Annotated in this window: 25 protein-coding genes; 10 read left to right on the top strand and 15 right to left on the bottom strand. The window is 58.1% G+C overall.

All coding sequences use genetic code 11. From position 1 onward, the window contains the following. Nucleotides 1-29: 29 nt before the first annotated feature. Nucleotides 30-1046 (bottom strand): transcription termination factor NusA, encoded by a 1017-nt coding sequence (nusA, locus tag WMP96_RS01395; protein ID WP_239204211.1) that lies wholly within the window; start codon nt 1044-1046, stop codon nt 30-32. Between the two features lie 23 nt (nt 1047-1069). Next, complete coding sequence (gene rimP / locus WMP96_RS01390; RefSeq protein WP_284798428.1) at nt 1070-1609, bottom strand: ribosome maturation factor RimP; 540 nt, start codon at nt 1607-1609, stop codon at nt 1070-1072. A gap of 38 nt (nt 1610-1647) precedes the next feature. On the opposite strand from rimP, the gene WMP96_RS01385 reads away from it, so the two are divergent. Together WMP96_RS01385 and WMP96_RS01380 are read left to right on the top strand one after the other, a co-directional pair. Continuing rightward, nucleotides 1648-2499, top strand: coding sequence for a DUF4439 domain-containing protein (locus WMP96_RS01385; RefSeq protein ID WP_301715657.1), 852 nt, complete (start codon nt 1648-1650; stop codon nt 2497-2499). A 169-nt stretch (nt 2500-2668) separates the two neighbouring features. Continuing rightward, nucleotides 2669-2998: a transglycosylase family protein gene (locus tag WMP96_RS01380; RefSeq protein ID WP_301715656.1), complete on the top strand. Its 330-nt coding sequence runs from the start codon at nt 2669-2671 to the stop codon at nt 2996-2998. A 126-nt stretch (nt 2999-3124) separates the two neighbouring features. On the opposite strand, the gene WMP96_RS01375 is transcribed toward WMP96_RS01380, so the two are convergent. Next, nucleotides 3125-3487, bottom strand: coding sequence for a DoxX family protein (locus WMP96_RS01375; protein ID WP_239207587.1), 363 nt, complete (start codon nt 3485-3487; stop codon nt 3125-3127). Nucleotides 3488-3527: 40 nt separating this feature from the next. Continuing rightward, the gene (locus WMP96_RS01370) at nt 3528-5297 is read right to left on the bottom strand and encodes a proline--tRNA ligase (RefSeq protein ID WP_239207586.1); all 1770 of its coding nucleotides are present in this window, start codon (nt 5295-5297) and stop codon (nt 3528-3530) included. A 31-nt stretch (nt 5298-5328) separates the two neighbouring features. Here WMP96_RS01370 and yaaA point away from each other — a divergent pair, with 31 nt between their 5' ends. Further along, nucleotides 5329-6051: a peroxide stress protein YaaA gene (yaaA, locus tag WMP96_RS01365; protein ID WP_301715655.1), complete on the top strand. Its 723-nt coding sequence runs from the start codon at nt 5329-5331 to the stop codon at nt 6049-6051. A gap of 30 nt (nt 6052-6081) precedes the next feature. Here yaaA and WMP96_RS01360 read toward each other — a convergent pair whose 3' ends face one another. The 5 genes from WMP96_RS01360 to WMP96_RS01340 all read right to left on the bottom strand — a co-directional run bounded on the left by WMP96_RS01360 (nt 6082) and on the right by WMP96_RS01340 (nt 11110). Next, nucleotides 6082-7395 (bottom strand): DUF4921 family protein, encoded by a 1314-nt coding sequence (locus tag WMP96_RS01360; protein ID WP_239204223.1) that lies wholly within the window; start codon nt 7393-7395, stop codon nt 6082-6084. A gap of 27 nt (nt 7396-7422) precedes the next feature. Beyond that, entirely contained in the window at nt 7423-8175 is a 753-nt protein-coding gene (locus tag WMP96_RS01355) for an ABC transporter permease (RefSeq protein WP_023021324.1), read from the bottom strand. Between the two features lie 45 nt (nt 8176-8220). Next, on the bottom strand, nt 8221-9120 hold the full coding sequence (locus WMP96_RS01350) for an ABC transporter ATP-binding protein (RefSeq protein WP_034655868.1): 900 nt from the start codon (nt 9118-9120) through the stop codon (nt 8221-8223). Nucleotides 9121-9186: 66 nt separating this feature from the next. Further along, nucleotides 9187-9930 carry a response regulator gene (locus WMP96_RS01345; protein WP_239204225.1) on the bottom strand — a complete coding sequence of 248 codons (744 nt, stop codon included), beginning with the start codon at nt 9928-9930 and terminating at the stop codon, nt 9187-9189. Next, complete coding sequence (locus WMP96_RS01340) at nt 9923-11110, bottom strand: sensor histidine kinase (protein WP_301715654.1); 1188 nt, start codon at nt 11108-11110, stop codon at nt 9923-9925. Before WMP96_RS01340 ends, WMP96_RS01345 begins: the two co-directional genes overlap by 8 nt. Nucleotides 11111-11177: 67 nt before the next feature. Here WMP96_RS01340 and WMP96_RS01335 point away from each other — a divergent pair, with 67 nt between their 5' ends. Further along, nucleotides 11178-11999, top strand: coding sequence for a PhzF family phenazine biosynthesis protein (locus tag WMP96_RS01335; protein ID WP_340431934.1), 822 nt, complete (start codon nt 11178-11180; stop codon nt 11997-11999). Then, entirely contained in the window at nt 12000-13355 is a 1356-nt protein-coding gene (locus WMP96_RS01330; RefSeq protein WP_340431932.1) for a protein adenylyltransferase SelO, read from the top strand. Nucleotides 13356-13437: 82 nt separating this feature from the next. Here the strand turns inward: WMP96_RS01330 and mqo are convergent, their stop codons facing one another. Beyond that, nucleotides 13438-14934 (bottom strand): malate dehydrogenase (quinone), encoded by a 1497-nt coding sequence (mqo, locus tag WMP96_RS01325; RefSeq protein ID WP_340431930.1) that lies wholly within the window; start codon nt 14932-14934, stop codon nt 13438-13440. A 264-nt stretch (nt 14935-15198) separates the two neighbouring features. Here mqo and WMP96_RS01320 point away from each other — a divergent pair, with 264 nt between their 5' ends. From WMP96_RS01320 to WMP96_RS01300, 5 genes are all read left to right on the top strand, one after another. Continuing rightward, complete coding sequence (locus tag WMP96_RS01320) at nt 15199-16230, top strand: alpha/beta hydrolase (RefSeq protein WP_301715651.1); 1032 nt, start codon at nt 15199-15201, stop codon at nt 16228-16230. A gap of 27 nt (nt 16231-16257) precedes the next feature. After that, nucleotides 16258-17661: a mycothione reductase gene (gene mtr / locus WMP96_RS01315; protein WP_301715650.1), complete on the top strand. Its 1404-nt coding sequence runs from the start codon at nt 16258-16260 to the stop codon at nt 17659-17661. Between the two features lie 316 nt (nt 17662-17977). Further along, complete coding sequence (locus WMP96_RS01310) at nt 17978-18364, top strand: hypothetical protein (protein ID WP_239204239.1); 387 nt, start codon at nt 17978-17980, stop codon at nt 18362-18364. A 47-nt stretch (nt 18365-18411) separates the two neighbouring features. Further along, nucleotides 18412-18567 (top strand): hypothetical protein, encoded by a 156-nt coding sequence (locus tag WMP96_RS01305; protein WP_301715648.1) that lies wholly within the window; start codon nt 18412-18414, stop codon nt 18565-18567. A 69-nt stretch (nt 18568-18636) separates the two neighbouring features. Beyond that, nucleotides 18637-18810: a hypothetical protein gene (locus WMP96_RS01300; RefSeq protein ID WP_284839552.1), complete on the top strand. Its 174-nt coding sequence runs from the start codon at nt 18637-18639 to the stop codon at nt 18808-18810. Nucleotides 18811-19000: 190 nt separating this feature from the next. Here the strand turns inward: WMP96_RS01300 and map are convergent, their stop codons facing one another. The 5 genes from map to dxr form a co-directional block, all read right to left on the bottom strand. Beyond that, nucleotides 19001-19870, bottom strand: coding sequence for a type I methionyl aminopeptidase (gene map / locus WMP96_RS01295; protein ID WP_340431923.1), 870 nt, complete (start codon nt 19868-19870; stop codon nt 19001-19003). Nucleotides 19871-19948: 78 nt separating this feature from the next. Continuing rightward, nucleotides 19949-21802 (bottom strand): penicillin-binding transpeptidase domain-containing protein, encoded by a 1854-nt coding sequence (locus WMP96_RS01290; protein ID WP_023021311.1) that lies wholly within the window; start codon nt 21800-21802, stop codon nt 19949-19951. Between the two features lie 81 nt (nt 21803-21883). Further along, nucleotides 21884-23047, bottom strand: a complete 1164-nt coding sequence (gene ispG, locus WMP96_RS01285) for a flavodoxin-dependent (E)-4-hydroxy-3-methylbut-2-enyl-diphosphate synthase (RefSeq protein ID WP_023021310.1) — start codon at nt 23045-23047, stop codon at nt 21884-21886. A gap of 106 nt (nt 23048-23153) precedes the next feature. Next, entirely contained in the window at nt 23154-24362 is a 1209-nt protein-coding gene (locus WMP96_RS01280) for a M50 family metallopeptidase (protein ID WP_340431921.1), read from the bottom strand. 15 nt (nt 24363-24377) lie between these two features. Then, nucleotides 24378-25538 carry a 1-deoxy-D-xylulose-5-phosphate reductoisomerase gene (dxr, locus tag WMP96_RS01275; protein WP_200288927.1) on the bottom strand — a complete coding sequence of 387 codons (1161 nt, stop codon included), beginning with the start codon at nt 25536-25538 and terminating at the stop codon, nt 24378-24380. Between the last annotated feature and the right edge of the window lie 83 nt (nt 25539-25621).

Genomic DNA, 25621 nt, shown 5'->3' with positions numbered 1-25621 from the left:
ACTAGACTACGCTACAACCGCGCAGATCCTTAATTAGCGTCAGCGTCCGAGTGAATATCAATCTTCCAACCGGTCAAACGAGCAGCTAGTCGGGCATTTTGCCCCTCTTTACCAATGGCCAGGGAGAGCTGGTAATCCGGCACTACCACACGGGCGACCTGCGCCTCGTTGTCCACGACGGTGACCTTAACCACCTTTGAGGGGGCTAGCGCATTGCCCACATAGACCGTGGGGTCCTCACTGAAGTCAATGATGTCAATCTTCTCACCGCCGAGCTGACGCATGATGTTGTTGACGCGCTGGCCGCGTGGCCCGATGCAAGCGCCCTTCGCGTTCAGGCCCTTCGCGTGGCCCACAACCGCCACCTTGGAGCGGTGCCCCGCCTCGCGGGCGATGGCAATCATTTCTACGGTTTCATCGGCAACCTCTGGAACTTCCAACTCGAAAAGGCCACGCACCAATTCAGGGTGGGTACGCGAGAGGTTGATCTGCACCTGGGCACCATTGCGATTCACGCCGACAACGTAGGCCTTAATGCGGTCACCGTGCTCCAGCTTTTCACCGGGAATCTGCTCGGCAGGCAGTAGAATGCCGTCCTGGGATTCCAGCTCAGAGCCCAACTGGACCACGACGATGCCGCGGGCATTAGCGCGGGCATCGCGCTGGACGATGCCACTGATCACGCGGCCGGTAAGCCCCGAGTAGGAATCATAGGTGCGCTCTGCCTCCGCCTCGCGCAGCTTGCGCAAGATGGCCTCGCGCACGGCCTGTGCGCCTACGCGGCCAAAGTTCTCTGGGGTGTCATCGTATTCGGTGGTTACTTCCCCAGTTTCCGGGTCGCGCTCCGAGACGATGACGCTGACGGCACCAGTGGTGGTATCGATATCGACGCGGGACTTGGCACCTTCTACCTTGCCGCCAGCATTAGACTCGCGGTAATCCAGGTAGGAATACAACAAGGCACCCGCAATCGCTTCCAGCAAGTCCTTTACCGGGACGTTGCGTTCGGATTCGATGGTGCGAAGTGCCTGCAGATCAATATTCACTTGTCATTCCTCTCGGTTGCCGGTTAATTCTCGGCTTCTTCAAACGTCTTGTGCACTGCCTCTATTTCCTGTTCGGACGGCTGCGCAAATTCAATTTCTACCACTGCCCGGGCAATGTTTTCCAATCGCTCTGCGCGCGTCTGCACGTCCTCTTTATTTGCCGTGATGAGGATTACGGCATCGGCGGCGTCGTTAAGCGCGCCAATCCGAGCTGTCTGAGACTTGCCATCGCCAAGGTCGAAGGAAACCTTGCGCCCCCGATTGCGGCGCCAGTGGCGTGGGGCGGTCAACGGCAAATCCACTCCGGGGGTGGAAACCTCCAGGGTGTAGCCGGCACCAAAATTGAGCTCGCCTGCTTCTTCCTTGGCGTCAAAGAAAGCAGAAATCTCATTAGATACTTCCTCCAGCACGTCCGAGCTAGGGCGCTTATCACCATCAATACGGATAACCACCTGGGATTTCTTCCCCGCCTTGGTGGTCTTAATGTCTTCTACATCCAATCCCCGCTCAGCTAGCTTTGGCTGCAAGAGTTCGGTCAATTGTTGTGCATCTGGGAAAGCCATGCCCACTAGCCTACGTGCTACCGGGTACAGTCTTTTGCGTGAACCGCCGACGTATAGCTTTGATTCTCGTAGCCACAACCGCCACCCTGCCCGCCTTAACCGGGTGCCAGGCAGTTGATTCCGTCGTCGACTATTTCGGCCCCCGGCCGGAAAATAGGCTGCTCGCGCTTGCCGACGCCGCCGCAACCGACGCCCTTGCTTTAAACGGCGTCGACGATCACGCCGCGGAGATCCGCAGTTCCCAGGCCGATGCCCTCTATGCCGAAATTACGCGCCTCTGCGGTACCGACGATGCCGGCAATCCCCCACGCTCGTGTGAGGTAGAGCGCCCCACTAAAGCTAACCGCGCCGCGGATTCTTCCGAGGTTATGGAAAATGCCGCCTCTGCTACGACAGCGGCAGCCGATGAAGTCACCGTTGAATCGCGCACCCTGGTGACCGAGCAAGCCATCGCGCTCAATGCTTGGCTGCCAGGCGATGCTCCCGCTATCCCAGAACTTTCCCAACCAGAGCAAAAAAGTGCTGCCGATCTCCTTGCCTGGGAGTATGAGCAGGTTTATGCGCTGGATTTCGCCCGGGCCTACGTCGGCGCAGAGCACGAGGGCAACGTGGACCACCGCCTAGAGGTCCACCACCGCCGCATCGATGCCCTGCAGGAGGCCTTAGGCCGGTATGGCACCGTGCCGCAACCCGAGCCGGCTTATTCTTCCGGCGACCAAGAACTTCCCCATGATTCCGCATCTGCGCTGAACTTTTTAGGCGGCCTCGCCGAACAGGACGGCCGGAAATGGTCCGCCGCCGCTGCGCAGGCGGCGCAAGAAGAATCACCAGATCAAGACTGGATCACCTGGCTTATCGGCATCGCGGCCGAATCCCACGGCATACGCTAGAACGCGACGCCTGTCTGTCAATCCCCTGAACGCCGGACAGTGAAAATGTAGCGAGCTCTACGACGCTATGCATTGCTTCTGCTCTACAAGCGTGCGTAGGTTGGTACACCATGAGCTTGCAGGAGATACCGCGAGCCTAAAAGACACAAAGAGAAGGAGTTTCCTCTCAATGCGTTCTAAGAAGACCATTTTGACTGTATCCGCCGCCGCACTGGGCCTTGCTGGCCTTGCCGCCCCTGCCGCTACTGCCGCACCGGCTAGCGCTTGGGATCAGGTTGCTGCCTGCGAGTCCGGCGGTGACTGGCATATCAATACCGGAAACGGTTACCAGGGTGGCCTGCAGTTCAACGCGCAAACCTGGGCTGCCAATGGCGGCACCCAGTACGCTGCAACCGCTAACCAGGCAACGCGAGAGCAGCAGATTGCCGTGGCCGAAAACGTTTTGGCCGCCCAGGGCGCTGGCGCATGGCCTAACTGCGGCGGCCCAGTTGCCGGCTAAATCATAGGCTCCGGCACGAAAGAGAAAGCCGGCCCCTCCCCACCCTGCGGCGTTTCCGCGGGGTTGAGGACGGGGCCGGCTTTTCTGCTGCGTCTACCTAGCTAGCGCGCAGCAATGTCAATTCCTTTAAGCCTCATGCTTGGCGATATTCCAGGCATACATCATAAGCAGCACCTGCAGCGGCTGACGGATGATGTGGTAGAACTTTTTCGGCCATCCTGCCTTGCGCTCAATCCAGGCGTGGTACATATTGGCTGGCCATACAGCGGCAAAGAGCGCAAGCGCAGAAGCACCGCCGAACCCACGGGTAGCGCGGCGCCGCAGCAACGCGCCAGTGACTATCTCCCAGAGACCAGAAGCAAAGTTATAAAACCGTGCGGGGCCGGGCAGCTGCGGCGGAACGATGGATTCGAAAGTTTGCGCCTTCACAAAGTGCAATACGCCCATGGCGGAAAGCACCGTGGAAAGTCCATTCTTTTGGAAATTCATGCCTTCCACGGTACCCCGACGCGAATCATTGCGCGCTTCTCTAACCGCGAACCAGCTCAAGAATCTTGTCCACGATTTCCTCCGCCGGGACCTCTAGGGTCTCTCCGCCGCGGATGCGCAGCTCTATCTTGCCTTCCTTGAAGGCACGGCCTAGGACTGCCACAAATGGCATGCCTAGCAGCTCTGCATCCTTGAACTTCACGCCTGGGGAGACCTTCGGGCGGTCATCAAAAAGCACCTCGATCCCCTTGGCGGACAGCTCTTCCACCAATGTGTCGCCGGCCTCCATGGCTGCGGCGTCCTTATTAGCCACTGCCACATGGACCTGGTACGGCGCGACAGCTACCGGCCAGTTAAGGCCCTTGTCATCATGGCGCTGCTCGGCTAGCACAGCCAGCATACGAGTGATGCCGATGCCATAAGACCCCATGGTGGGAACCGCACGCTTGCCGTTTTCATCCAAAATCTGGACGTCGAAGGCCTCGGTGTATTTGCGGCCCAGCTGGAAGATGTGGCCCAGCTCGATGCCGCGCTCCAAGGTCAACGTGCCCTGGTTATCCGGGGCAAGATCGCCTTCCTTGACCTCTGCGGCCTCAATGAACTCATCCACGGTGAAATCGCGGCCAGCCACGCAACCAACCACGTGGCGCTCGCTTGCGTCAGCGCCGGTAATCCACGCTGTGCCCTTGACCACGCGCGGATCGGCCAAGACTTTAATGTCATTGGCGTTCAATACGCGCGGTCCAACATAGCCCTTGACTAGGAAGTCATTGTCAGCAAAGTCCTTGTCCCCGGCCAATTCAAATTCCACCGGCTCGAGTGCAGCCTCGAGGCGCTTTTCATCCAGTTCACGATCGCCCGGGATGAGCACGGCGGCCAACTCGGACTCGCGCTTTTCGCTCTCAGCAGCTGGGTGGAAGAGCTTTACCATCATGCATTTGAGGGTATCTGCGGCCGTTGCCTCGCGGCCGTCGATAGTAATGCCTGCTTGCTTTGCCCAGGAAACGAGTGAATCAATGCTCTCTGCATTCGGGGTGTCGTATTCCTGCGCCTCTGGCTGGCCCTCGATGTCCTTCTCCGCTGGTGCTGGGGTAACTACGGCTTCCACGTTGGCAGCATAGTCGCCTTCAGTAGAGCGCACGAAGGTATCTTCACCGACTTCAGAGACGGCGAGGAACTCCTCCGAGGCAGAACCACCCATCGCGCCAGAGGTGGCCTTACAAATGGCGTAATCAATCTCTAGACGGTTGAAAATATTTTGATACGCCTTCCGGTGGCGGCCATAGGACTCATCCAATCCTTCATCGGTCATGTCGAAGGAGTATGAGTCCTTCATGGTGAACTCGCGGCCGCGCAGCACACCGGCGCGGGGGCGTTCCTCATCGCGATACTTGGTCTGAATCTGATACAGCGTAACCGGAAAATCCTTATAAGAGGAGTACATGTCCTTTACGGCGCTGGCAAACATCTCCTCGTGGGTAGGGCCGAGTAGCATGTCTGCGTTCTTGCGGTCCTTCAAGCGGAAGAGATTATCGCCGTATTCAACCCAACGGTTGGTCTTTTCATAAGGCTCGCGCGGCAACAAAGCAGGAAAAAGCATTTCCTGACCGCCAATAGCATCCATTTCCTGACGGACTACGTCTTCAATCTTGCGCAGCGTGCGCAGGCCCAACGGCAGCCAGGTATAAACGCCCGGCGCAACGCGGCGGACATAGCCGGCGCGCACGAGCAGCTTGTGGCTGGGGACCTCAGCATCAGCCGGGTCCTCACGAAGGGTACGGAGAAATAGTTCAGAAAGGCGGGTAATCATGGTCAAAAATATACCCCGCTACTGTGTATATATGCTCATTATCCTCCCTCCTTCAGAAACTAAGGATCACGGCGGCACAGGACACGCGCTTGATTTCGCGCAGCTTTCCTTTCCGGGACTAAACGAAACCCGGCGCGAAATTGCAGCTGAGCTGCAGTCTCTTTCGGTAGATGAGGCAATGAAGGTGCTGAAACTCTCAGAAAAGCTGCGCGGTGAAGCCGAGTCCAACCAGGGTCTTTTTACCACCCCCACCATGCCGGCCGTGTTGCGTTATACCGGCGTGCTTTTTGATGCCCTAGACGCTCCCACCCTCCCCACATGGGATCGCCTTGCCATTGGCGACGCCCTTTTTGGCATCCTCCGCGCCAGCGATCCCATCCCCCATTACCGGCTTTCGGGCGGGACAAAACTTAGCGGGCGCACCATGAAATCGCACTGGGGCAAGCAGATTACGCAGACTCTCGAGGGGGTAGACGAGCTTATTGTTGATCTGCGCTCGGGTACGTACCAACAATTGGGCCGGGTGAAAGACGCGGTAACGGTGCGGGTAGAAAGCATGCAAGAAGATGGCTCGCGCAAGGTAGTCAGCCACTTTAATAAGCACTACAAGGGCCTCCTCGCCCGCGAGCTAGCGCTCTCTCCTGCCGATGCCTATAGCGCCGCCGACGTTGCTGCTATCGCGCGCGCCGCAGGTATGACCGTTGAAGAACCGCGGCCGGGTTCGTGCGAGCTCACGCTCCTGGTCAGGCGCTGAGCCGACCACCGTTTGCCCAGCGCGGTCTGTTTAGCGCAGCTGCGGGTTATATAGCAGGCTATTGCGTTGCACCGAGCACTCCGTCGCCACGCGTATTGAGCCGGAAACATGTCCGGATTCGCGCAGGGGGTAAAGCTGGCCTACTACCCTATCGCGCAGGTCCCAGGGCGAAATGGTGTTGAGGTAAATCTTGGTACCGCCTTCGAATCCAGCGAGCGTAGAAATACGTAACTTGATAAGAATGCGCCATGGTTGGGCAACATCGACGTCGGCGGGCTTGTGGTGCCATTCCTCATTGCAGGGCACCTCGCGGCCTACTGCGGCGTGGGCAGCGTGGACTAGATCGCTCATGGCACGAATTTCTTCTTCCGACTGCAGCCACGGCTCGCAGGTTGCGGACTTGGAGTACACCTCCAATGTGGGATAACGGTGTCCGAAGCCGGCGAAGAGGACAGCATGGTCGTTTTCCGCGATGACGAGATTGCGGCTAGCGGCATAATCCACCGCCCACTCGTTGTACATGTTCATATTGCTGCGCAGCATCTGGACCTCTCGGTGAGAAGCCATACCGCGATCATCAATGGCCACGAGCTGCTTGTGCAGGTGCTCGAAGGAAGCACCGGCTGGCTGCAACCAGTTTTGGAATGCCACCACGTACGGGGCGTAGCGGTTGCGCTCGTAGAGATCCCGCATGGCGTCGATAGTCAGCTGCATAAAGAGCAGGTGTTCTTCAGCGCTTAGCGTGCCCGAAGATGCCAACTGAGAATCATCCTGTGCGCCGCGCTCAAAATGGCGGCCAGCCACGATGACGTCGTGACCGCCGGCGAAGAATCCAGCAGCCTGGTCCACCAGTTCTTCTTCGCTTGTCTCAGGCAAGTGCGCTGCTTTGCGCTTCGTGCGCACTATCTTGAGCACATGTTCCCGGCCGGCCGGATCGCTAAGGTAGTTGTCCATGCGCTGGCGGGTTTCGGCATCCATCTCAAAGCCGTAATTGGCATGCCAATAGTCATAAGAGACGATTTCAAACAGATTGGGGATGCGCCGAAAGGCCGGCACTGTGTGATCGTATTCCTGCAAGGGCAATCCACGCACAATCCCGCCGGAAGGCAGAATGCGTGCCTTTTCCGGCGGGGTATCGGTCAAGCGCCCAGAGCAAAAGGCGCAGCGATGGCTAAAGTCTTCCTCTTGCAGTGGCTGCGGGTTAGCTACTGGTACAGACAGCGGGCGGTTGCCGCGGCCTGGCACGGTCCATACCTCGGTTCCCGAGAACGGGTTGACCTGTTTGACCGTGCCATCCCGCATGGTTTGGATGGGCTCAATGCGGGCAAAAAGTGCATCACTCATGCCCACTAGGGTAGTAACGCCTAGTACCTATTTCGCAACAGAGCGACGACGCGCCACCGCACAGGACCCACCAACGGTGAGCACGATCATCACGATTAGAACGACAGCGGCGACAGCTCGAGATTGCTCATCACCACTGCGGTTGGCGCCCATTACTAGCCCCCAAGCGTTGGCATCAGGTAGCACGCGGAGGATAGCCTTAGCCCAAGGAGCGCTAACGGCATCGAGGGCGGTTTCAATGACGAAATACTCTGCCACGAGAATCATCGCTGCGAATGCACCACTGCGCAAAAGGTAGGCCAAGCTGGTAGCTAACAGGATAAAGACAGTCCACTCAACGTAGGCAAGGATGAACCCATTGTTATCCGGCCAATGCATAAAGCTGTCAAAATTGAAATCACCTCCGAAGGCAGTAATCAACAGCGTGGCTACCACCATGCCCAGTGTGGCCGCGAGCAGTAGCGAAAAGGTGATGATGAAAAATTGGCTCAGCACTATACCTACGCGGCGATTTGATGAGAGGTATGACCATGAAACTGTTCCTTTACTTTGGTCGCCGCCTACCATCATGGCGGCAGCAAACACCATCACGACAATGGCGAGTGAACCGGAAATAGACACATCGACAGCCTCGAACTTGCCGTCGACCGTTCCATTGAAGTCATTCGCCCAAGCCAACAAGACAGCGCCGGCAGCCATGCCAGCTGAAACTACGGCGAGGTATATCCAAGTAGAGCGGAGCGAAAATAGTTTCCGGGATTCAGAAATCAGAGCGTTCATGTGAATCTATCCTTTGCAGATGGAGCGTGTTGTGCAGGTGAAAAACTATGCAGAGCGGTAGGCCACGTGGTCGGCTGTCGCGCCGAGGTAGGCCTCTTCCAGGGAGGGCTGCTTGCGTTCCAAGCTGGAGATGAGAATGCGGTTATCCAGACAGATGCGGCCGATGTCGGAGCCTTCGAGACCGCGCACGCGCAGGACTTCCCCGTCAAAGGAGGTCTCCGCATCGGTGCCGTGCAACAGCCGCAGGAGTGCATCGGGCTGGTCCACAATCACTTCGAGGCTTGCGCCTCCCGTGCCATTGACAAACTCCTCCACGGTGCCCTCGCCCAGCAACTTGCCCTTGCCGATGACCACGAGGCGGTCTGCGGTGAGCTGCATCTCCGAAAGCAGGTGGGAGGAAACCAACACGGAGCAGCCGGCCTCGGCGAATTCGCGGATGCGGGCACGCATCCAGTGCACGCCTTCGGGGTCGAGGCCGTTGACGGGTTCGTCAAGAAGCAAGTGCTTCGGCTCGCCGATGAGCGCACAAGCAAGGCCCAGGCGCTGCTTCATGCCTAGCGAATAGCCGCCCACGCGCTTGGTGGCTACCTGGGTAAGGCCGACGCGGTCCAGGGTGTCATCCACGTGGTTCATGGACACGCCCTGCAACGCGGCCATGTAGCCCAGGTGAGCACGGGCGCTGCGGCCCGGGTGGAACCAGGTGGCGTCCAACAAGGTGCCCACCGTGGTAGCAGGATTGGACAGCCCGCGGAAGGGCGTGCCATCAAAAGTCGCGGTGCCGGAAGTCGGATTCTCCAACCCCACGCACATGCGCATGGTGGTTGATTTGCCAGAACCATTCGGTCCGAGGAAGCCGGTGACTTGACCGTCTGGGACCTCAAAGGAGAGGTCATCTACTGCTTTAAAGGAACGGAAATTCTTAGAAAGGTGTGAAACTTTGAGCATGGTTTCCATCGTGCCGCCTGACCAGCACGAAGTAACCATCCTCGGGAGTGATTTAGCAGGTCATACCTAGGGATGAGACAGCAGCTCCTCCACCGAGACCACGCCATGAGTTAGGGCGTAGAGCACGGCATGCACACGGTCGCGCGAGCTGGTCTTAGTAAGAATATGGCGCACGTGGGTCTTGACCGTGGCCATGGACACGAACTCGCACTCCGCGATTTCGGTATTCGAATACCCCAGTGCCATCAGCTTGAGGACGTCCAGCTCGCGTGGCGTGAGATCTTCGGCCGGAGGGGCGGTAGCTGCTGCCGCAACGGGGGTGGCATGTGAATCGGGCTGTGCTACAGACTGCTCGCTGCGCAGTTGTTGCAGCACCTGGGCGGTAATGCGCGGCGAGAGCACAGCCTCTCCCGAATACACGGTGCGAATGGCAGAAAGGAGCTCTTCGGGTTCTACATCTTTCAGCAGAAAACCGGAGGCCCCAGCGGAAATTGCTCCGTGGACAAAATTCTGGTCATCGAAGGTGGTTAGCATAATGACCTGGGTGTCCGGGAATTCCGGCAGCAGCCTTTCTGTGGCGGCGATGCCATTGACGCGGGCCATCTGTACATCCATAAGCACAATATCCGCCGGCTGCGCGCGGGCAAGCTCGAGCACCTCATCACCGTCGGATGCTTGCCAGATAACTTCTAAGTCCTCTTGGGAGCCAAGAAGCATGGCGAACCCGGCGCGCACGAGGGGCTGATCATCGACTAGGCCGATACGGATGGGGCCAGCGGGCGCACCTGTTGGCTGCTCAGGGTTAGTCATTGGGTACCTCCACGGTAATAAAGAAGTGTCCGTCCTCGGTGCGGGTAGCAACGCTGCCGCCATAGGCCTTGACACGCTCGCTCATTCCAATAAGTCCGTAGCCGGGCTTGTGATTATCCGGCATGCGTGCGGCCGGATTTTCGGCACTCAATACTAGGCCGTTTCCAATAGAGCGGAAGCGCAGCACTCCCCTTTTATCGCGGGAATGCTTGAGCATATTGGTCAAAATTTCTTGCACCACGCGGTAGACGGTGAATTGGTAGAGTTCGTCGCTTTCGGTCGGCAGGTCCTCCAGCCCGTGCACGGTGATATCGAAGCCGCTGCGGCGGGCTTCCGAGATGAGTCCTGCGATATCGCTGGCACCGGGTGCCTTGGTATCGGCGCGGGAATCACCATCTCGCAGCACGGAGAGCAAACCGCGCATCTGTTTGAGGGAATCGCGGGAGGTAGAGGCGATGGTCTCCAAGGCTTCTGTGGCCGCTGCGGGATTTTTGGCGGCGGCGAACCGGGCGCCGTCGGCAAGGGCAATAACGCCCGCTAAATTATGCGCCACAATGTCATGCATCTCGCGGGCAATGCGGTTGCGCTCTACCGCGCCAGCCATTTCCGCACGTTCAATCAGCAGCTGCTGGTCCTCGCGCTTTTTACGATCATTGGTGCCAAGCAAGTAGAAAAAGCCCATGACCGGCCACGCCATGACGATGACGGACCCAAAAGCAGGCAGCGGGCCGATGCTAGTAGAATCCTCAAGGCCAAAGTCGATGCCGCCGAAAACCCTCCGCCCGTAGAGCGACGCTGCAGTGGCCGCCAAGGTACCTAAGGCAATCCACCCTATCCAGATCCGTTGTAACCGCTTGGGCGAATGTGCACCTATAAGAAATACGCAGTATGCCACTGGGAAGAAGTGAGCGTTACCCATGGCAGCCAGCGGGGTAAAGATACACACCGTTAGTGTTACTGCCATGAAGCCGATGGCGTATTCCTTGAGCTTGGGGTGTAGCCACAATGCTAGTGGAATACCGACTGCATAAAGCACGAGGACCAACTTCTGGAAAGGCGAGGATCTATCAATGGCGCCTTCTGCCGCCGGCACCGAAGAAACCCAGAAAAACAGTGGAATGACAATTCTCCACGGTGGGCCTACCCACGCTCGAAGTGCATCGGGCCATAGCTTCTTCATGGCTTTCTAGGCTAGCGCAGGCTCTAGGCCATAGTCCTCATCCCTGGGGCTGACTAGACTGGCTGGCATGCACCACGAGTTCTTTGAGGTCGATGTTTTTGCCACGGGTGCCTTTAATGGCAATGCCTTGGCGGTGATTGCGAGCGCCGACGGCCTAAGTACCGAGCAGATGCAAGCAATCGCGAACTGGACCAACTTTTCTGAGACTACCTTTTTGCTCGAACCTAACGACGCCCGCGCGGACTACCGCGTGCGCATTTTCACCCCGTACGAAGAGTTAGATTTTGCCGGCCACCCCACATTGGGCAGCGCTGCCGCGTGGCGGGCGCTAGGCAATAACCCGCAGACAGAGGGAACCATCGTCCAAGAATGCGGCGTGGGCTTGGTAACCGTCCGCGAAGAGGGCGAAGTCTTGTCCTTTGCTACCCCGCCGCTGCGCCGCGAAGAACCGCTAAGCCCGGCGGATCTGAAGGAGGCCTGCGGTGGGCTGGGGCTAGATAGCGCGGATATTGTGGACCACGGCTGGGTGGACAATGGCCCGGGCTGGCGCCTGCTCCAATTGCGCGATGCCGAGGCGGTGCGTGCGGTTAAGCCCCATGGCGAGCGCCCCAAGGTCGGCGTAGTGGGCCTTAATCCCAACGCCGCAGAGGGCGAGTCGGCCTATGAGGTTCGGGCCTTTACCACGCAATTCGAAGACCCAGTCACCGGTTCTTTCAATGGCGGCGCCGCGCAGTTTATGCGCGCGCGAAACCTGGTGCCAACGCGTTATACCGCAACACAAGGCAGCCAGATAGGCCGAGCGGGCGAAGTATTTATCAACGATGACGGCACGGATATCTGGGTAGGCGGGCGCGCCCATATTCGCGTGCGCGGAACACTGGAGGTTTAAATGCAGCTACACCACGATTTTGCCCAACGCCTTCCCCACTTGGTTCGCCCTACCGAGGGCGAAGAGCAGCCGAACCCAGAGATGGTCATCCTAAACGAGGAACTGGCCAGGCAGTTGGGCTTTGACCCGGACTGGCTGCGCTCCTCCGAGGGAATCGAGTTCCTCACGGGTCGCGCGGGCGGACACGCCATGGCCTATTCTGGCTTCCAATTCGGGGCGTTTAATCCGCAGATGGGAGACGGCCGCGCCATGCTTTTAGGCGAGGTGGAAAATGACGGCCAGCTGTGGGATCTCCATGCCAAGGGAACTGGGCTGACCCCCTTTTCCCGCCCAGGCTCTGATGGCCGCGGAACGCTTTCTTCCATGTTGCGCGAATACCTAGTTTCCGAAGCCATGCATGCCTTGGGCGTGCCCACCACTCGGGCACTAGCGGTCATCTCCACCGGCCGGCCCATCCAGCGCGGCCACGTACAGCCCGCCGGAATTGTGGTGCGTGTGGCTGCGAGCCATATCCGGGTGGGCACTTTCCACCTGGCCGCGCAGACGGATTACACCCGCCAACTCGCCGACTACGCCATCGCCCGCCACTATCCTGGGTGCGACTACCGGGACTTTTTCCTCCAGCTGATGGATGCACAAATTCGCACTGTATCCCAGTGGATGCGCTTAGGCTTCATCCATGGCGTGATGAATACGGATAACACCACCATCTCCGGCGAGACGATTGACTATGGACCGTGTGCCTTCATGGAGTCCTATTCCCAGAGCACGGTATTTTCCAGCATCGATACCCAAGGCCGCTATGCCTTTGGCAATCAACCCTCCATCCTGGGCTGGAATCTAGCGCGCTTGGCGGAGTCCCTCCTGCCGCTCTTTGACTTGGATTTGAATAAGGCCATGGATTTTGCTCAAGAGACAATAAATGGCTTTGCAGATCGCTTCGAGGCCCAGCGCAAGGCAGACATGGAAGCAGCATTGGATGCCTCTCCAGACATCCTCTCTGCTTATTCCGCTGCTATGCAGCTCAACGGCCCAGATATTACGCTGGCCCACCGCGCTCTTGCCGACGCCGCCGCGGGCCACCCCACCCCCGCCCGTGAGCTTTTGCCCGAGGGAGACTTTTTGGATGAGTACCTAGCGTCCTCGCCCGATCCATCCCGCGTTAATAGCGCGATGCCGCGGGTTATCCCGCGCAACCTCGCGGTGGAAGCTGCCCTTAACGCTGCAGAACGCGGGGACATGAGCCCCTATCAAGAACTCCTCCACGCGGTAACCCACCCGTGGGAGCCCAACCCCTCATTCGAAACGCCGGACCCCAATGGCTTGGAGGGATACCTCACCTACTGTGGCACCTAGCTGCTGTTCACCGAGCCCAGACCGAATAACCCCCTGTACCGTCTCGGTGCGGTACAGGGGGTTATCTAGGAAGAAGCTGGTTCTAGCGGTCTAGCTTCAAGGTCTTCTGGGTGTACTCCCACATCTCGTCATAGAGCTTTTCATCGTTGCGCAGCTTGATGCCATAAGACGGAACCATCTCGCGGATCTTATCCGCCCAATCGATCATGTGCTCGCCGAAGCAACGCTCCAGCAGCTCCAACATGACGGCAGGGGTAATGGATGCGCCCGGGGATGCACCGAGCAGGCCGGCGATATTGCCCTCCTGGTTATTGACCAGGGTGGTACCGAACTCGAGGGAGCCGAACTGCGGGGCACCTGCAGGCTTGATCACCTGGACGCGCTGGCCGGCGATGACGGTCTCCCAGTCGCTTTCCTTTGCCTCCGGGACGTACTCGCGCAGGGTCTCAACGCGGTCGGAGAAGTTCTTGCGTACCTCGTCTACCAAGTACTTGGTCAGGCCGAACTCCTGGACGGCAACGCCAAGGTAAGAAGTGATGTTATCCGGACGGATGGACTTAAATAGGTCCAGGTAGCTGCCCTTCTTCAGGAACTTGGGGCTCCAGCCGCCGTAGGGACCGAATAGCAGGCCCTTCTCGCCGTCGATAACGCGGGTATCCAGGTGCGGCACGGACATTGGTGGGGCGCCCACAGCAGCCTTGCCGTAGACCTTCGCCTGGTGCTGCTCGATAAGCTCTGGGTTCTTGGAACGCAGCCACAGACCGGATACTGGGAAGCCTGCGTAACCGGCAACTTCCTTAACCTTGGCCTTGCGCAGCAGGTCCAAGGCATAGCCGCCGGCACCCACGAAGACGAACTTAGCCTTGACCACCGTGATGTCACTGGTGTGCTTGTTCTTGGAATAGACCTTCCAGGAAGAGCCATCGCGCTTGATGTCGATGACCTCATGGCCGTAGCGGATCTCGGTGCCGGAGGCCTTAGCTGCGGTCAGGAACTGCTTGGTCAGCGCGCCGAAGTTAACGTCAGTGCCGGCATCGGTCCAAGAGATGGCTACCTTATTGGAGAGGTCACGGCCCTGTGCCATCAACGGCAGCTTTTCCGCAAAGACAGAATCATCAGCGGAGAACTGCATGCCTGGGAACATGTGCTTCTCGCTCAAAACGTCATAGCGACGCTTAAGGTAGTCAACCTGAATTTCGCCCTGTGCGAAGGACACGTGCGGAACCGGGTTAATAAATTCGCTCGGGTCGGTAAGAATACCGTTGTTGAGCTGGTGAGACCAGAACTGGCGAGACTTCTGGAACTTCTCATTAATCCCCAGAGCCTTGGAGATATCAATGCGACCATTCTTCTCCGGGGTGTAGTTCAGCTCGCACAGTGCGGAGTGGCCGGTGCCGGCGTTATTCCACGGGGAGGAGGACTCCAATGCGGGGCCGTCGAGACGCTCAAAGACCATCTGGGTCCAGCTAGGCTCCAGCTCGCGGAGCATTGCGCCCAAGGTGGCGCTCATGATGCCGGCACCAATAAGTGCTACGTCGACCTCGTCTACAACCTGTGCTGTCTTCTTAGCGGAGGACACTCTGTTATTACCTCTTCGAATTGAAAATAGATATCCATCGGCGCGGTCTACGCCTTGACTTATAGCGCTTAGCGCCCCGCGCCACCATCGTTGCACTAAGACAACCTGGCAGTGCGTCACGCGTTAAGGCCTTACTCTACGCTTTTCTTATGCAATTTGGGATTTCTCCCCCAGACCAGTGACAAAAATGTGGGAATTTCCGCCCCCACTATCTACACCCCAGCACCAGCACCATAAATCCTTTATTACACCTAGAATCGAGGCATGGTTACACACTCCCCGGTATGGGGCCCAGACAAACTCGGCCCCGACTATGAAGCTGCCACCATTGACTTGGGCGCAGACCCCGACGGCGAGGGCAACGTGGTCACCACGCTGGTGCACTACGCGCCCCAGCAGGCGGGCGATGCGGCACGCGAACCATCCGCTGCCTCATCGCGCCCGGCTTTGGTGTGGCTACACGGTATGACCGACTACTTCTTCCACACCCACGTAGCCGAGCACTTTGCCGCCCAAGGTTATGACTTTTACGCTGTCGATCTGCGCAAGTGTGGTCGCTCGCGCCGCTCCGGCCAGTCATGGCACTATGTATCGGACTTGGCGTTCTACTTTGCTGACCTCACCGCTGCACTCGATGCCATCCCTAATGATGAGGTTATCTTCATCGCTCACTCCACCGGTGGCCTCATCGCCCCGCTATGGATGGATCATCTGCGCCGAACCGACTTCGAACGCCACCAGCGCTTGAAGGGGCTCATCCTCAATAGCCCGTGGCTCGACATGATGGGCGTGCCCGGCCAGGTTCTTACCCCGCTCAAACCGCTGTTGCACGCACTTGGCCGCATCGCCCCCAGGACTCCCCTGCCCGGTGGCAACTTCACCGCCTACGGCGAGTCTGTTCACCAAGATTTCTACGGCGAGTGGGCTTTTGACCTCCGCTTTAAGCCACTGGCTGGCCATAAGAAGTATGTTGGCTGGCTAGCCGCAGTATTCCATGGCTTTGATGCCATCCATAGCGGTCGTATCGATGCCGGCGTACCAATTTTGACGCTGCAGTCCACTCGCACTCAACTGGGCCGGCCTTATTCCGATAGCGCGAACCACGCGGATGTCATCATCGACGTTGCCCAAACGCGCCGCTGGGCAAAGGAACTAAGCGCCCACTACACCTTGCACCCCATCAAGGGCGCTAGGCACGATGTTTTTCTATCCCTTCCAGATCCGCTGCAAGAGGCCTTCAACGCCTGCGATGAGTGGTTGCCCACCGTCTTAGATTCCGCTAAACCCGTCCAGTAATTTAGTCCCTATATATAAGGAATAAACGTGACTTCTTCACACCAGAACCATACGCCCGCGGCCGAGGAACATTTTGACCTCATCATCATCGGCACCGGCTCCGGAAACTCCATCCCTAGCCCGGAGTTTGATGACCAAAAGATCGCCATCATTGAAAAGGGTACTTTTGGCGGTACCTGCCTCAACGTGGGCTGCATTCCCACTAAAATGTATGTCTATGCCGCCGATATCGCCGTGGCCGCGCGCGAGGCCGGCCGTCTAGGCCTAGATGCTCAGGTCAATAGCGTGGATTGGGATTCCATCGTGGACCGCGTCTTCACCAACCGCATCGACCAGATTGCCAGGGGCGGCGAGCAGTACCGCCGCGGGGAGGAAACCCCAAATATCACCGTATTTGACGAGCACGCCCGCTTTATTGGCCCGAAGACTATTCAGACCGGCGAACATCTCATCACTGGCGAGCAAATCGTCATCGCGGCCGGCTCCCGCCCGGTCATTCCAGAGGTCTATGCCAATTCTGGCGTGAAGTACTACACCAATGAAGACATCATGCGCATGGACCATCAGCCACAAAGCCTCATTGTGGTGGGCGGTGGCTATATCGCCATGGAGTTTGCCCATGTCTTTGACGGGCTCGGCACGGAGGTCACCGTGGTCAATCGCTCCGAGACTTTGCTGCGCCACCTTGATGATGATCTATCTAGTCGCTTCAATCAGATTGCTCGCGACCGCTTCGACGTCCGCATTGCCAATGGCACCCAGCTCGAGAAGACTGACAAGGGAGTGCGGTTGGAGCTAGATGATGGCACCTCTATTGAGGCAGAGGCCATTCTGGTTGCCACTGGGCGCACCCCCAATGGCGATCAGATGGATGTGGATAAGGCAGGCATTGAGCTGCTTGCCGACGGCTGCGTAAAAACCGATGAGTTCGGCCGCACCACTGCCGAGGGCGTATGGGCGCTTGGCGACGCCTCTTCGCCGTACATGCTCAAGCACGTAGCCAATGCCGAGATGCGCTCCGTACAGCACAACCTGCTGCACCCAGAAGACCTCCGCCCGCTCCCCCATGACAATGTCCCTGCCGCCGTCTTTACCCACCCGCAGATCGCAACGGTGGGCCGGACCGAAAAGCAGGCTCGCGAGGAAGGCTTCGATGTAACCGTCAAGGTGCAGAACTTTGGCGATGTTGCCTACGGCTGGGCCATGGAAGATAAAACCGGTATATGCAAGCTAGTGGCAGATCGCGCTACCGGGCAGCTTCTCGGAGCTCACTTGATGGGACCGCAGGCTTCTACCCTCATCCAGCAATTGATTACCGCGATGGCCTACTCGTTGGACATGCGGGAGTTCACCCGCAACCAATATTGGATTCACCCCGCGCTACCAGAAGTAGTGGAAAACGCCCTTTTGGGACTGGAGTGGCAAAAGTAAATTGTTACGTAACCTTTCTCACACATACCCAGATTTTTCCCAGCTTCCAGGGCATATTCCCATTTCACGCCAAGGAAGTCACATTCGTGACTGCAGGAAATTCACCACCATTTAGGCGCGCACGTTAATTTAATGGATGAAATTCCGGTCTTTGACGCGCAAAAGGACAAGAGTTTTACTAGATTCACTGGGGACACCGGCTCGAGCCGATACGAACATGGCTACCGCGTGTTTCTGTATGTTCCCTTTACATTCAATAACACTTTGGTTTCCCAGTGTGGAAGCCTTGCAAGTACGACTTTTAAGGAATTTTGATATGCGTATCCGCAATGCAGCTATCGCTGGCGCAACCGCTCTCGCCGTTGCCTTTGGTGGCACCACCGTTGCTTCCGCTGACGAGACCGTCAACCAGAACGGCAACGAAATCACCGTCCAGCCGCAGAACCCATCCAACACCGCAAAGGGCGGCGACGACGACAACGGCAAGTCCGGCGGCTCCCTGTCCTCCGAGCTTGGCCACAAGCTTGAAGGTGACAAGGCAGCTAACGGCGTTGGCATCTTCGGTTCTTCCAAGGACTTCTCCGGCCAGCCAGCATGGGCAAAGGTCTTCTACGGTGCTACCGTTCTAGCAGGCGTTGGCGCCCTGCTCGGCGGCATCATCGGCCCTGTTTACAACTTCTTCGTACACGGCCCTTCCTTCTAAGCAACAGCCACTCGGCTCAATCAAAAATTCCGAAAGGTATTTTCACAATGCGTAACTTCCGCACCGCAGCCGTTGCTGCTGCTACCGCAGTCACCGTAGCTTTCGGCGGCACCGCAGTTGCTTCTGCAGAGACCCCCTCCACCAACGAGAACACCACCTCCTCCTCTTCTTCCAGCTCCCTCACCCAGCTGGGCAAGGACTGAGGCGCATGGACCGAGGGCGAGGACGGCAAGCCTGTCGTAACTCCTGACAACCAGGTCACCGGCGAGGACATGTTCGGCACCGAAACCTCCGAAAACATCCCGGAGTGGGCTTCCAACTGGAAGAAGGGTGCTACCGCACTGGGCATCACCTCCATCGTCGGCGCAATCATCGGCGCTTACAACTACGCCGTTTACACCGGCATCGTCCCGCAGCACATCTTGGACCCAATCTTCCGCCGCTAATTATTAGCCGCAGATTGGCTCTAGATAGCTAGGGCTTGCAGGGCCCCGTTTTAAGAACGGGGCCCCTTTGCTATGTGCAGCTACGTGCTGAGTGCTGATGCCTTGCGCGGGACGTCGGCAAGCAAAGTACGCAAAAGGCCGCCTCCACTTCCCCGCTTGGGGTCGTGGAGGCGGCCTTCGTTAGCGAAGCTTAGTCCTCATCGGGGATGGTAAGGATTTCGTTGCCGTCCTCAGTAATGACGAGGGTGTGCTCAAACTGGGCGGTGAACTTGCCGTCCGTGTTTTGGACGGTCCAGTCATCATCCCAGATCTCGTAATCCAGCGAGCCAAGATTAATCATCGGCTCGACGGTAAGCGTCATACCCGGCTCGAGGATATCGCGGTAGACGGTCGAGTCATGGTGCAGCACTACGAGCCCGTTGTGGAAGGTCGGGCCAACGCCGTGGCCGGTGAAGTCACGCACGACGTTGTAGCCAAAACGCTTGGCATAAGACTCAATAACGCGGCCGATAACGTTAATCTCACGGCCAGGCTTTGCAGCCTTAATGCCGCGCATCGTGGCCTCTTTCGTGCGCTCTACCAGCAGGCGGTGCTCCTCGGAGACATCGCCGGCAAGGAAGGTAGCGTTATTATCGCCGTGCACCCCGTTCTTATACGCGGTGATATCGATATTGACGATGTCACCATCTTCAATCACGGTGGTGTCTGGGATGCCGTGGCAGACAATCTCATTAAGGGATACGCAGCTGGACTTAGGGAAGCCGCGGTACCCCAGCGTAGAAGGGTAAGCGCCGTGGTCACACATGTATTCGTGTGCCACGCGGTCTACATAATCAGTAGTTACCCCCGGCTTAACGGCCTTTCCAGCCTCCTTGAGGGCGTTGGCCGCAATCTTGCAGGCCTCGCGCATCTTCTCAATGACCTCTGGGGACTGGACATAGGGCTCGCCAATGCCCTCTTGTACCTCGTCCTTCCACACGTACTCTGGGCGCTCAATGCTTTCCGGAACGGTGAGGATCGGAGTGGGCTTGCCTGGCTTTAGCTTTCCTCTCTTACTCATGGTTTCCCATGGTAGTCCTCTCCACCGCTAACGCGGGAGCCGGGGTCCTGCGGCGGGGTTGCAGACGCAGCGCGGCGACTATCCCTCGGCCGGCGGCGCTGCACCTTCGTGCGGACCGGAGCGGTAGGCATCGACCTTCTGCAAGAAATTGCTGGTGATATTGACCGAGGCATCGGAGCCGCCACCCAAAACCACGAGGGTGGCAAAGGCAATATCATCTTCTTCCCGGTAGCCGGTAAACCAGGCGTGCGAGCCTTCATTGATTTCCGCCTCACCGGTCTTGCCATAAATGGTGCCGCCAGCAGCCATGCTGCGCGCGGTACCGCTGGTGACCACTTGGCGCATCATGGCACGGACATTGTCCAGCACGGGCTTGGGAATCTGCTGCGGTTTATCGGATGCTTTGGTCTTGTGCCCCTCGATAAGCGTCGGTGTGGGCGTTTTGCCGTTGGCAACCGTGGCAGAAACAAGGGCCATGCCAAAAGGACTTGCCAAGTCGTAGCCCTGACCATATCCGGATTCAGTGCGTTCCAATGGCTCCTTTCCGTCTGGAATAGAGCCAGTGATGGTCGTCAACCCGGGGATGTCGTACTCAACGCCGAAGCCAAACTTCTTGCCCATATCCTTCAACTCACCAGGCTTGAGCTTGGTGGAGATATCCGCAAAGGTGGTGTTACAGGACTGCGCGAAGGCTTGGCTAAGCGGAACACTGCCCAAAGAAAAGGAATTGTAGTTGGTCACTACGCGGCCATAGATATCCATAGTGCCCGGGCACGGAACGATGGTATCGGTATTTAGGCCCTGTTTGTCCACGCCAGCCGCGGCGGTGAGAATTTTGAAAACAGAACCGGGTGGGTACTGGCCTTGGAGGGCGACGTCGCCGTCCTCATCAGCCTTCTCGGTTTGCGCTACGGCCAAAATATCGCCATTGGAAGGTCGGATGGCTACGAGCATTGCCTGCGAATCGGCACGCTCGTTTACCGCTTCTTGCGCGGCGCGCTGCACATCGTAATCGAGACCAACCTTGATCGATGGCGCAGCATTGGGATCATGCTTTTCGACGTCCGAGAGTGCCGCACCATTTTCATTGACCACGGAAATGGACCAGCCAGTTTGACCATCGACCTCGTCTTGGACCGCAGAACGCACGCGCGACATGAGATCGGGCGCAAGACCGCGGTCGCGGGTAACCAAGGCTGGCTCCTCGTTGAGGCGTACACCGTCCATGCCTTCCACCTTGGGACGCACAGCCTTGGCTTGGTCTTCTGTGAACATAGTTACGGAGAAAGAACCATCCGCATCCTCCAATTTCTTGGCCAAATCCTTGGCATCAATCTCTGCAATTGAATCATCCTGACGATGGGCAGCTGCCAACGCACCGCTAATCTTTGCCGCGGTAGGGCGCACATCCTCCAAGGAACTGGTATCTACCACCAGCCGGTAGTTCAGCCCTGGGCTCATCAATTCCACTCCATTGGAAGAGACCACGCTGGCACGCTTTGCCTCCAATGCGCGCAGTTCCAAGTGCTGGTTTGCGCCCAAGTCTGGGTGGATAAGGCTCGGCTTCCAGCGCACCGTCCACTCATCCTCGGTCTTAGTAAGCGTCATCTGCGTGTCATAGCTCAAGGTGCGTTCCTTGGGCAGATCCCAGGTGACCTTGTAGTTCGCCGTAGCGAGGTTCTCGTCTTGATCGACACCTTCTAGCTCAATATCGAGCCCCTCGGCCTGCAGGCCGGAGTAGGTGGCGTCCAGGGCGGCGGTGGCGTCAGAGGGGGAATCGGTAAGCGCGGCCAAACCGTCGTTATTGCGAGATTCCATCCCTTCGAGGAATTCCTCCGCCACCGGTTCTGCAGATACCGGCTTCGGGGTACAAGCAACCACGCTGGTGGAAGCGAGCGTGATAGTTGCAACCAGCGCGACCAACTTCTTCATGTCTTGGCACTCTAGCAGCGCAAGAGTTAAAAAAGACTGCCCCACACCGAAGTGCGGGGCAGTCTACTTAATGTGGGTGGATTACTGGGTTACGCGAACCTCAGCCTTAGCGCCTTCCACGGCCTCCATGCCCTGCTCATCGGCAATGCGCATGGCTTCTTCAATGAGGGTTTCTACAATCTTGTCTTCCGGCACGGTGCGAACGACCTCGCCCTTGACAAAGATCTGGCCCTTACCATTGCCGGAAGCAACGCCGAGGTCAGCATCGCGTGCCTCGCCCGGACCGTTGACAACGCAACCCATAACGGCAACGCGCAGCGGGAACTCCATGCCCTCCAAGCCAGCGGTAACTTCCTCTGCCAGCTTGTAGACGTCCACCTGAGCGCGGCCGCAGGAAGGGCAGGACACGATCTCCAACTTGCGCGGGCGCAAATTGAGCGACTGCAAGATCTGGTCGCCTACCTTGATCTCCTCTACTGGCGGCGCGGACAAGGACACGCGAATGGTATCGCCAATGCCCTCTGCCAGTAGCGCGCCGAAGGCAACCGAGGACTTGATGGTTCCCATGAACTTCGGGCCTGCCTCGGTCACACCCAAGTGCAACGGATAGTCAGTCTTTTCCGCCAGCTGGCGGTACGCCTCCACCATCAGGACAGGGTCGGAGTGCTTGACGGAAATAGCGATATCGCCGTAGCCGTGCTCCTCAAACAGGCCAGCTTCCCAAATGGCGGACTCGACGAGTGCCTCCGGGGTGGCTTTGCCGTACTTTTCCAGCAGGCGCTTATCCAAAGAACCACCATTAACGCCGATGCGGATAGGAATGCCGGCATCGCCTGCAGCCTTTGCAACTTCCTTCACGCGACCGTCGAACTCGCGGATATTGCCCGGGTTAACACGGATGGCGGCACAGCCGGCATCGATGGCTTGGAAGATGTACTTAGGCTGGAAGTGGATATCCGCAATCACCGGGATGGGCGACTTCTTAGCAATGGCCGGAAGTGCTTCCGCATCGATGGGCTTAGGACAAGCCACACGCACGATATCGCAGCCGGAAGCGGTCAGCTGCGCAATCTGCTGCAGTGTGCCATTGATGTCGTGCGTCTTCGTATTGGTCATCGACTGCACCGAAATTGGTGAGTCAGAGCCGACACCGACCGGGCCCACCTGCAACTGCCGAGTCTTACGGCGCGGGTGCAGTACTGGTGGCGGGCCGTCTGGGATTCCTAGACCGATGGGGGTCGACATGAATTCTCCTTGTTGAAGCACAGAAATTTATAAGGTGGGTGATTAACGCCCCCACTCTAGCACTGCTTGCTTTATGCCTGAAGTGCGCGCTGTGGGGACACGGCTGCTAACCAAATAGCCGGATAGGGTTAACTACATCGGCGACGATAACGATGACGCCGACGCCCATCAGCAGTGCGGCCATCACATAGGTCACCGGCATCAACTTGGTGTAATCGGCCGGGCCCAAGGCCGGCTTGCCCGCGAGCTTGCGGATACCATCGCGCAGCTTTTCATAGATGATGACGGCGATATGCCCGCCGTCGAAAGGCGGCAACGGAACTAGGTTAAATAGAGCGAGGAAGAAGTTCAGCGTTGCCAGCATCATAAAGAACATCGACCACAGGGAACGCTCCGCCAATTCGCCGCCCACACGGGAAGCGCCGACAACGGACATCGGGCCGTCAGCTTCGCGTTCGTGGCCAAAGATGGAGGCCACCACGCCCGGCACCTTGCCAGGAAATTGCTTGAGGCCATCTACCGTTGCTTCCAACGAGTAGGTACTAAACCGCCACGTTGCTGGTAGCGCGTCAACAGGGCCGTGCTTTTCGACGACGTCGATAAGCTGATTGCTCAACCCGATAGAGCCGGCATCTATAAGTTCTCCGTCCTTATTGAGCCGCTTAACGGTATCCAGGTGGACTGGGATGTCTTTATCTTTTCCATCGCGCTCAACTGTCAGCGTGATGGTGTCACCAGGACGCTGCATTACCTCATCGCGCAGCTGGGTAAAAGAGTCTATCTTCTGGCCCTCGAAGGCGACGATGATATCGCCCTCCCGCACACCGGCCTTTCCGGCGGGGCCTGGACCCGTACACTTTTCCAGCTCTTGGTTCGGCTTCTGATTGGCCGAGCAGGTCACCTCGCCTACGCGGGGGCGCACATCGGCATCCGGGTTGGGCAGGCCAGCCGACATCGCGACAAAATAGAGAATGACAAAGCCCAAAATCAGGTTGACGACAATACCGCCTGCCATCACAATGATGCGCTGCCACCATGGCTTTTTATACATGGCGTGGGGTTCTTCGTCCTCGGTGAGGAATTCATCCTGGGCAGTCATTCCGGCGATATCGCAAAAGCCGCCCACAGGGAAGGCCGCCAGCCCGTATTCCGTGTGCCCCTTCCGGAAGGAAAATACGCGCGGACCAAAGCCGATAAAGTAGCGGCGCACGCGCATACCAAAGGCACGCGCGCTAAGCATATGGCCTGCTTCATGCAGCGCTACGGTAAGCCCGATGCCAAGGGCGAAAAACACAATGCCCAGCAAATTTGCCATGGTGTGAAAAGCTTTCTAGTCAGCCAGCGAATCAATCAGCGCGTTCGCGCGCCTGCGCGCCTCGCCTTCTACTGCGAGGATTTCATCGAGGCTAGAGACTACACCAGCAAACTCAGAAGCGGAATCAAGGACCTTGCCCACTACGTCCACGATTTCTGGAAAATGGATACGCCTGGATAAAAATGCGGCCGCCGCTTCCTCATTGGCCGCGTTATAAATGACCCCCGTTCCCTCGGCCGCGGCGCGCCGGGCGAGATCGACGGCGGGAAAGGCGGCATCGTCAAGCGGCTCAAAGCGCCACTCATGCGCCTGCGCAAAATCTAAGGAAGGCTGCGCACCCGGCACGCGGTGCGGCCAATTCAGCGCCAGCGAAATCGGCAGCTTCATCGACGGCGGCGAAACTTGGGCGATGGTGCAGCCATCTTTGAAAGTAGCCATAGAGTGAATAATGGACTGTGGATGCACGGTGACATCGATACGCTCAGGGTCGATGTCAAAGAGCAGCGTCGCCTCAATGAGCTCCAGACCTTTATTCATGAGCGTTGCTGAATTGAGGGTATTCATCTGGCCCATAGACCAGGTCGGGTGCTGCGCCGCCTGCTCTGGGGTCACGTCCCACATCTCTTCGCGCGACCAACCACGGAAGGGACCGCCTGAGGCGGTAAGAACAAGCTTATCCAGCTCCCCTTCCTCGCCGGCGCGCAGACACTGCGCCATGGCGGAATGTTCCGAATCGACGGGAATGATTTGACCAGGGCGCGCGGCCTGGGTGACGAGCGTGCCACCGGCGACGAGGGATTCCTTATTGGCCAAGGCCAAGTACTCCCCCATCTCCAGCGTCGCTAGAGTGGCTTTAAGGCCGAGGGATCCCACTAGAGCATTGAGCACAGTATCGGCCGGAGTCGAACGCACTAGGTTCTCTGCAGCATCGGCGCCACTTAATACCGAACCGCCTAAGGCAGCGGAAACCTCGGCAGCAGCATCCTCTTTAGCCACTGCAACGTGGTCAAACGAAAGGTTGAGGCGACGAGCCTGTTCAATGATGAGCTGCGGGTTGGAGCCGCCCGCCGCGATTCCCACTACCTCGAATTTATCGGGATTATCCGCAATAACTTCCAGAGCCTGCGTGCCGATTGAACCGGTGGAACCAAGAATGAGTATTCGCTGTGTAGTCACCCTTCCACCCTAGCGCCCATCACCACGGGGTGGGCATGGCAGGTAACCAGTACTGCGGCGGGGGTGTTTAATCGCCATCTAAG

This window comes from Corynebacterium sp. KPL4035 (genome assembly GCF_037908325.1).
Lineage (GTDB): Bacteria > Actinomycetota > Actinomycetes > Mycobacteriales > Mycobacteriaceae > Corynebacterium > Corynebacterium kefirresidentii.
This window is presented reverse-complemented; position numbering and strand designations above follow the sequence as displayed.